8 protein-coding genes are annotated in these 8,906 nt (G+C 31.5%); 5 read left to right on the top strand and 3 right to left on the bottom strand.

Annotated elements, in window-relative coordinates; genetic code table 11:
* Positions 1 to 134, bottom strand: a 134-nt coding sequence (locus UIB65_RS00845) for a fibrillarin-like rRNA/tRNA 2'-O-methyltransferase (RefSeq protein WP_330039264.1), incomplete at its 3' end; no start/stop codon positions are given.
* Between the two features lie 3 nt (positions 135 to 137).
* Complete coding sequence (locus UIB65_RS00840; RefSeq protein WP_330039263.1) at positions 138 to 1,289, bottom strand: ATP-binding protein; 1,152 nt, start codon at positions 1,287 to 1,289, stop codon at positions 138 to 140.
* A 113-nt stretch (positions 1,290 to 1,402) separates the two neighbouring features.
* Here UIB65_RS00840 and UIB65_RS00835 point away from each other — a divergent pair, with 113 nt between their 5' ends.
* From UIB65_RS00835 to UIB65_RS00815, 5 genes are read left to right on the top strand one after another with little or no spacing between them, the layout of a single operon-like run.
* A complete protein-coding gene (locus UIB65_RS00835) occupies positions 1,403 to 1,942 on the top strand; it encodes a glycosyl transferase (protein WP_330039262.1) in 540 nt (179 codons plus the stop codon).
* A gap of 24 nt (positions 1,943 to 1,966) precedes the next feature.
* Positions 1,967 to 2,878, top strand: a complete 912-nt coding sequence (locus UIB65_RS00830; RefSeq protein WP_330039261.1) for a dihydroorotate dehydrogenase — start codon at positions 1,967 to 1,969, stop codon at positions 2,876 to 2,878.
* A gap of 2 nt (positions 2,879 to 2,880) precedes the next feature.
* A complete protein-coding gene (locus UIB65_RS00825) occupies positions 2,881 to 3,681 on the top strand; it encodes a dihydroorotate dehydrogenase electron transfer subunit (RefSeq protein WP_330039260.1) in 801 nt (266 codons plus the stop codon).
* A gap of 14 nt (positions 3,682 to 3,695) precedes the next feature.
* Positions 3,696 to 4,718, top strand: coding sequence for an AI-2E family transporter (locus UIB65_RS00820; RefSeq protein WP_330039259.1), 1,023 nt, complete (start codon positions 3,696 to 3,698; stop codon positions 4,716 to 4,718).
* Positions 4,719 to 6,509, top strand: a complete 1,791-nt coding sequence (locus UIB65_RS00815) for a DNA-directed DNA polymerase (protein WP_330039258.1) — start codon at positions 4,719 to 4,721, stop codon at positions 6,507 to 6,509.
* Between the two features lie 24 nt (positions 6,510 to 6,533).
* On the opposite strand, the gene UIB65_RS00810 is transcribed toward UIB65_RS00815, so the two are convergent.
* A partial coding sequence (locus UIB65_RS00810; protein WP_330039257.1) for a hypothetical protein occupies positions 6,534 to 8,906 on the bottom strand: 2,373 nt, incomplete at its 5' end.

Here is an 8,906-nt window from a genome sequence, read left to right as displayed (position 1 = left end):
GCTGCTAATTTTGAACGTCTGGGATTCCATACTCTGTATTCATCATCTTCCTTGATTAATTCTTCACCGTAAACTGAAATTCCCGGAGTCAAATTTTTTGTTGCAACATTTCCATCTTTGTAATAAACTTTCATGCATTATCTCCTTTTCCTTTTCTTTTTCCCTTTTTTCCGTTTCCTTCTTGATTTGGACTTTTCTTCTTTTCTTTTTTTAGTTGTTTTTGTAGGGAATGGATTATTTTTTTCTATTTCTTCAACTTTCTCTTTAAATTCTTCTGAAACATTTTCACCAATGGTTTTTGTAAAAACGTCTCTTCTGACTGCTAGGGATATTTTGCCTGCAAGCATTCTGGCAATTTTCCCACGATTCCACCAGTTTGCACCTCGAACCTGTGGATGTTGGTATATTAATCCATATTTCGGAGGTCTGTCTCCACTTTTCAAATGTCTGAATAGTGCCTTTTCAGCACCCATTATTTGAACAGTGCTTGAAGGATACATTGCGAGCCTTTTAATTCCTCCTGCATGGGAAATTAACTTGGCTCCTAATGTTGGTCCTACCAATAGCCTTAAATTCGGAGCGATGGATTCCATTTTTTTGTCAATATACTCTTCAATATTTTTTCTTGATTTTTGAAGTTCGTGGATGGAATTTGCATAATTGTTCATTATTTCCAAATCTTCGCTGTTAATGTCATCTTCAAGGTCAATCATGTTATTTGGAAATGCATCAGGCTTTTCTTTTAGAATCTCTTCTTTTGTTTTATTTTGAGAGATTAATCTGATATATGTCTCATTATTTTTAATAACATCCATTTCTGGGAAATATAATGCATACCATTCTCTAATACGTTCAATTAATTTGGAAATTGTTTCATCTATTTCATCAATGGAATTTATGGCCTGGATTAAGTGTTTGTCTTCGGTTGCAGATTCTTTTTTGATTTTATAAATCGCTAAATTTTGATAAATTTCAGTAATGTCTTCGGAATTCAGGTTGAATTTATCATAATTGCTTCTTAAATATTCTCCTGCTTGGTTGGGAGTTTGAATTGTGATTTTATCATTATTATAATCTGATAATCGTTTATTGGATTCAATAATAACTTCATCATAATCTTTTAAAACTTCTTTAATGATTTCGGATTCCTCTTCAACGATTTTTTTATCGTTAATTTCTGCTAACCTTTGGATTATTTCATCTTCTGGAAATAATTTTTCAGATATTAATTCGTTGTCACTGTTAAAAGCTAAAAATCCCTTGATGCAGTAAGTTATATAACATTGCATAAATTAAAATATTTTTTTTATTTCTAATAAGTATTTTTATAAAAAAATTTAATTTAATCAAAATGCAAATTATTTTTATAGATAGTTAATTTTCTATTTTCGGATTTGTAATTATGTCAAAACAAAGTTTTAGAGATTTAAAAAATGAGATTGAACTAAAAAATGCTGAAATTGATGAACTCAATATGGAGCTTGAACAGAAAAAGGAAGAAATTAATAAATTGAAGCTTTATTCTACTAAGTTAAAATATGAAAATAAGAATTTGGAAGATAAGCTGGATACAAAAATAGATTATGACAAGGCCAGATTAAAAGAATTGGATGATTTGCAGGAAAAAATTGTTGAAAAAGAAAGTATAATTGAAGATAAGCACGATCAGGTAAAATATTTGAGGACGTTAATAGATGACTATAAACATCAAATCAAATCGAATAGTGAAAACCTGGAGATTCAATTAAGAAAAATTTCTAAAAGTTATGAAGATTTGTTAAAACAAAAGGACATGATTATCGAAAAACAGGATGCTCATATTGATAATTTAATCAAATCCAAAGAGGAAATAATTAAATCCAATAAAACTAATGTTATTAGCTTGAAATTACAAAATGAAAAATATCAAGAAATTATTGATAATTTTACAAAAACTAATTAAATAATTAATTACAAAGTTGGTATTATGTTAAAGACAAATATTTGTGGTGTGGAATTTAGAAATCCGTTGATGTTGGCTGCAGGAATTATGGGAAGCAATGCCTCATCAATGAATTGGATTTTAAAATCTGGTGCAGGAGGAGTAGTTTCCAAATCATTTTCTTTAAATCCTCATCCGGGTTATGTAAATCCTACAACTGTTGCAGTTGATGGAGGCATAATTAATGCCATCGGTCTTTCAAATCCTGGTGTTGAGAATTTTAAAGAGGAACTAAAAAAGATTGACCATGAAAATAATGTTGTTATTGCATCTATTTATGGTGCAACTCCAGAGGAATTTTCCAAATTGGTCGAAGAAGTTCAGGGATATGTTGATATGATTGAATTAAACATTTCATGTCCTCATGCTATGGAAGGTTATGGTGCATCAATTGGTCAGGATTGTAACTTATCCCATACAATTGTTTCCGCTTCAAAAGATGTTTCTGAAGTTCCGATTATAGCTAAATTAACTCCAAATGTAACGGATATTACTGAAATTGCAAAAACCTGTGAAGATGCAGGTGCTGACGTATTGTCATTAATTAACACATTGGGTCCTGGAATGAAAATCAATATTGATGTTGCTCGTCCGGTTTTATCAAACAAATTTGGGGGAATGAGCGGTAAGGCTATAAAACCTATAGCTATTAGAAATGTTTATTCTGTTTATGATGCCGTTGATATTCCATTAATTGGTGTTGGTGGAATCTATACTTTTGAAGATGTTGTTGAATTTATTTATGCCGGTGCAAGGGCAGTGCAAATCGGAACTGCCATTATGGATGAAGGTGTTGAAGTGTTTTCAAACATAAATCATGGATTGGAAAATTTCATGAAGCAGAAAGGATTTTCATCAATTGATGAAATGGTAGGACTTGCACACAGGGAGTTGTAAACATGATAAATGAACCAAAAATCGTTGAAATTAAAGAAATTATTGATGAAACTCCTACAATTAAAACTTTTAAATTTGATTGGGATATGGAGAAATTGGGACGTCCAAACCCTGGTGAATTTGTCATGGTTTGGAATTTTCAAAATGAAAAGCCAATGTCAATTTCACAAATTAACGATAATGAATTAGCTATTACTGTAAAAAATATCGGTAAGTTTACTTCACAACTTCATGAGTTGTGTGTAGGGGATAAAATTGGTATTCGTGGAAGTTATGGTAATGGATTTGATAATTCATTTGAAGGTAAAAACATTATTGCTATTGGTGGGGGTGTTGGTATGGCTCCAATTAATGCGATAGCTTCTGATTTGATTAAAAAAGGCAATAATGTTGAAGTCATTGCAGCTGCAGTAACTAAGGATGAGTTATTGTATGCCGATTCACTTGAACAGTTGGGTGCGACTATTCATCACTGTACTGATGATGGAAGTTTTGGATTTAAAGGATTTGCTACAAATTGTCTTAGTGATTTACTTGAAACTTCGACTTATGATTATGCATTTGTTTGTGGTCCTGAGATAATGATGAAAGGAATATTCGATATCCTTGAAGATGCGTCCATACCTGCACAATATTCTCTTGAAAGATATATGAAATGTGCTCTTGGTGTGTGTGGACAATGCTGTGTTGACAGTGAAGGTTGGAGAATATGTGTTGAAGGACCTGTTTTTGAAAATGAAAAAATTCATAAAATTGACGAATTCGCAAAATATAGAAGAGATGCATCTGGCGTTAAATATTAGATGGTGGTTGAAATATGGGGTTAAACATTAAAAATTATTTAAATCCTCCAGTATTGTTGGTAATATTTCTTGTTATAATTTCATTGATGTTTGTATTCCCTGTTTTAAATATGGTGATTTTAGGAGCTATTTTAGCTTATGGAATCCGACCAATTGCAAATAAAATCCAATCTAAATTAAAATATTCTTCAATTTCTATTTTGCTTGCAATGGTTGTGGTGCTGATACCACTGATATTGTTATTATTTTATATTGTATTTGAATTATCGATATTTGTCAGCTGGATTTTGGCCAATAATCCGAATACTGATGTCAATTCAGTGATGTCTCAAATTTCATCTTATCTACCATCTTATGTCGATGTCAATTCTCTGAATTCATATCTTGATTCAGTAATTAGTAATGTCGGTAGTTATCTTTTAAATTATTCTGTCAAGTTTGTAGGCAAGTTTGCAAATGTCACATTGGACTTATTTATTTTGGTCTGTTCAGTGTTTTACTTTGTCCGTGATGGTGAAAACTGTTTGGAATTTATAAGATCATTCGTCCCGGATGATTCTAAGGAATTCTTTGATAAAACTGTATCTTCAGTAGAGGATGTATTGAAAAGCATTTTTTATGGACACTTTTTGACTTCAGTCATAATTGGTATTTTTGGATGCATAGGTTATTCTCTTTTAGGCTATCCTTTCGGTATCTTTTTAGGCGTACTGACAGGCATACTTCAATTAATTCCAGTATTTGGGCCTTGGCCGATATACTGGGCATTGTTTTTCATTGATGTAGCTTCAGGAAATTATATTCGAGCGGTTATAGTATTGTTCTTTGGATTTTTCTTGAGCACAGTAGATATGTATATCCGACCTGCCTTATCAAGTCATTATGCAGATATCCATCCATTGATATTATTGATTGGATTTTTAGCAGGTCCATTGGTATATGGAATCGTTGGTTTTGTTGTAGGCCCATTGATATTGGGAATTACTTATGAGGTTTTAGACTGTTACAGAAAAGAATATCTTCTTGGTGATGATTAAATGGAGAAAAATGTTGTTATTTTGGATATAGATTATGTAACATATGAGGACAAACCGGTTATTAGGTTATTTTCGAAAAATGGGGATGAAAATGTTATTTTAATTGATGACACATTTGAACCATACCTATATGTTGTTTGTGATGATTTTGATGAATGCATTGAAGAAATTCAGGAAAATTTAGATGTTGTCTCTGTTGAAAAAGTAACAAAAAAGGATTTTCAAATCGAAAAAGATTTTATCAAGGTTACCTTTAAACATCCTCAGGAACTTGCAAAAAATAGGGATAAGCTAAGGGATCTTGAGAGTGTTATTCAAATTAGGGAATTTGATATTCCATTTTACAGAAGATATCTGATGGATCGTGATGTAATTCCTATGACTGAAGTTACAGCCGTCGGTGAGGAACTGGATTCCTTTTTAAATTTGGATTCAAAAAAACATGATGTTCAAATCATTAAACTGACTGAAGAATTAAGGCGTGTTCCTGAATATCCTCAGAAATTCAGGATTTTGAGTTTCGATTTAGAAGTTAGAAATCCTCATGGAATGCCTAATTCCGAAGAAGATGAAATTATCATGATTGGGGTGGCCAGTAATTTCGGTGTCAATCAGGTTATTTCCACAAAAACAAATTCAGAAAGTCGTGAAAACTTTGTCAATCAGGTTGCATCTGAAAAGGAGATGATTAGGGAATTTGTAAAAATTATTAAGGATAATAATGTTGATATTATTGTTGGATATAACTCAGATAATTTTGATTTCCCTTACCTTAAAGATAGGGCTAAACTATTGGGCGTCGATTTAGATATTGGAATGGATGGGTCTGAAGTTAGATATATCAGAAGAGGTTATGCAAATGCAGCCTCTCTAAAGGGTCTGATTCATGTTGATTTATATCTTGTCATGAGGAGATACATGTCTCTTGAAAGATACACTTTGGAGCGTGTCTATTATGAGCTGTTCGGTGAGGAAAAAATCGATGTTCCCGGTGAAAGAATTTGGGAATTTTGGGACAATGGTGGAGAAGAATTGGACAACTTATTTGATTATTCTCTTGACGATGTTATCTCCACTTTAAAAATTGCAGAACAAACCTTGCCACTTAATCTAGAACTTACTCGTATTATAGGTCAGCCTTTATTTGACGTTAGTCGTATGGCAACCGGTCAACAGGCAGAATGGTTTTTAGTAAAGCAGGCTTATTTTGATGAAGAAGTTGTTCCAAATAAACAGGGGTCTAACTTTGCAGACCGCGCTAATGCTGAAGATAATGAAGGAGGATATGTAAGAGAGCCTGAAACTGGTCTTCATGAAAATTTAGTTCAATTCGATTTTAGAAGTCTGTATCCAAGTATTATCATCTCAAAAAACATATCTCCTGATGTGATGGTTTTAGGAGATGTTGAAAATGAGGATGAGTATAATATTTCTCCGGAACATGGTTTAAAGTTTAAGAAGAATCCTCAGGGATTCATTCCGTCAGTGATTGATAAAATTTTGCAAGAACGATTCAGAATAAAGCGTGAAATGAAAGCATCAACTGATGAAACCGAAAAAAGATCTTTAAATGTACAACAGCAAGCTATTAAGAGATTGGCCAATACAATGTATGGTATTTATGGTTTTCCTAGATTCAGATGGTATTCTTTTGAATGTGCAAAGGCCATTACTTCCTGGGGAAGACAATATATTAAATCATCAATAAAAAAAGCCGAAGAATATGGTTTTTATGCGATATATGCTGATACTGATGGTTTTTATGCAAAGTATGAAAAAGAAAAAAAGTAAGAGAAAGTTAATTCTCTTTTGATTTTATTTTTTTGTTATTTTTATTGTGGATTTTGCAGATTTTGCAACACAATATTTATTTGCGGAACTTACAACAACTTTATGGGTTCCAACACTTAAGGATTTTGTATTGAGTTTTGCAATTCCTTTTGAACTGGTTTTAAGTGTGTAAGTTTTATATTTTTTGCCGGTGTAAACTTTAACTTTCACTTTAACTCCAGCAATTACTTTTTTAGTTTTTGTATTTTTAACAGTAACTTTAAAGTAATCCTTTTTTCCTTTTTTAGCGACTTTTTTCGCAGGAATTAATTTTGTTGGAGCTTTTTTAATAACAATTTTGGAAGTAGCTTGTTTTGCGGTATAGTTTTTGGATTCACCTTTTTCAATGACAACATTATAACTTCCAGGTTTTAAATTATCTAATGAAAGTCTGATTTGACCATTTGAACCGGTATTTCCTTTGTAGTTGTAATATCTGTTTTTGGAAACGAATACTTTGATGTTTACTTTAGCATCGTAAACAGGTTTATTTTTAGAGTTAACTAAAGTTATGGCGAAATATTTTCCGCTTTTGTAATATGTAGTTACTTTAGGTGCTTTGAATTTTGCACTAGCTTTTTTAACAGTAATATATTTGGTTACTGTAGATGCTTTGTATCTGGTATCTGCAGTTTGCACAACCATTTTATGTTTTCCAACTGATAATGATGCTGCGAATTTCACAACTCCTTTATCGGTTGCTTGGAAAAGATATCCTTTGGATTTTGAACCAGTATATAATTGTACGAGCACAATTGCATTTGGTACAACTTTACCAGTTTTTTTGTCTGTAATTTTAATGGTTGCTGTATTTCCACTATTGTATGTTATAGTTACGCTTTTTGTATTGATTACAACTGATTTTGGAACAATTGTAATTTTACCGGTAGCTTTTGTATTTTTGATGTTTTTGGTGTCATTATTAGTTACGGTTACATCGTAATCTCCACCAACTAAACTTTTAACTGAAATTTTACTTTGACCGTTTGCATCGGTTTGGAAGTAATAGTCTTTACCGCTTGTTTGTGGCATGTTTAAATGAAGGATGATTCCTGGAACAGGTTCTCCATCAACTTTGCTTGTAACGGTAATTGTCACGTTTTTATTGGTTCCATATTCTTCCTTAAAGTTAGCAATTTTAATGTTAATTTCTGCTTTTGTAACAGTTAAATTAAGTTTGATAGTTGAAGTTTTTAAAGCTCCGCTGGTTGAAATTTCAACAGGGTGTTTTCCAACTTCAAATTCTTTCATAGCGAAAGTATTGTTGGTATTATCAAATTCATACAAGTTCTTTGTTAAGTAACTAACAGTATTTTTATCATCAATAACTGCACTGAATCCGGCTCTAATATTTCCGATAGTGGTTAAACTTACACTAATACCTTTTAAACTGGTAGTACTGTCGTCAATATCGACTATTTTGAATTTGTAAGCACCATTTTTGTATTGGTTTGAACTTACAAGAGTTTCAATTTTTGCATTGTAGATTCTATTTAATGTAATGGTTTTTGAAGTTTCATTTTTGTATGTAATTGTTAAATTAGCTGTGGTAAAATCACCGTTTTCAAGTTCAAACATAACTGTTCCATTAACAACATCAAAACTTTTTACATTGATTGCTGTGGTATTGTTTCCATTTTTAGTGGATGCATCTAATGTAATATCGTCTACAGTAAATGCGGTATTGTTAATACCATTGGTAATGTTAACTTTTACTTCTCCTTTTTTAGTGGAATTAATATTTAAGCTGGATACATCTACTATAATGGTGAGATTTCCATAAATATTTGCTACAATATTTTTGAATGATTCCATGTATGTGCCATTACCAATATATTTTATGGTTAAGTTATGTTTTCCTCTTGTTAATGGATCGGTAATTGTAACTGTACCATTAGCATATTTAAATTTAAGTTCTTTATTTACTTCATTAATTCTCAAATCTTTTTCAGTAATATTTAATATGTTGTCATTGCTAACAACAGCTATGGTAATATTTTTATCTTCCTCTTCTCGAAGAGTAACATCATTAGCATTAATGAGGGTTGTATATTTAATAATTACATTTTTAGGTTCTTTTGCTTCAGTATAATTGACATTAACAGTTGCACCGACATATTTTAGATTATCTAATGCAAATTTGATAGTATTGTTTTCGATTGTGAATTCATTAATTATTTCTGATGTTTTATTTCCAGTTTCATTAACGTATGTCACGGTCAATGTCAAATTGTCTTTATTTAAATTGTATTCATTTACTCCATCGGAAACAGTTGCAGGTATTTCCACGTTTTTACCATCACTGCCAACAATTGATGGAACATTCAATATTTTATCTCCGAAAATGGATAATAAAAT

The organism is Methanobrevibacter sp. (genome assembly GCF_036307625.1).
Lineage (GTDB): Archaea > Methanobacteriota > Methanobacteria > Methanobacteriales > Methanobacteriaceae > Methanocatella.
The sequence above is the reverse complement of the archived record's forward strand: the minus strand, read 5'-3'. Positions and strand labels throughout refer to the sequence as shown.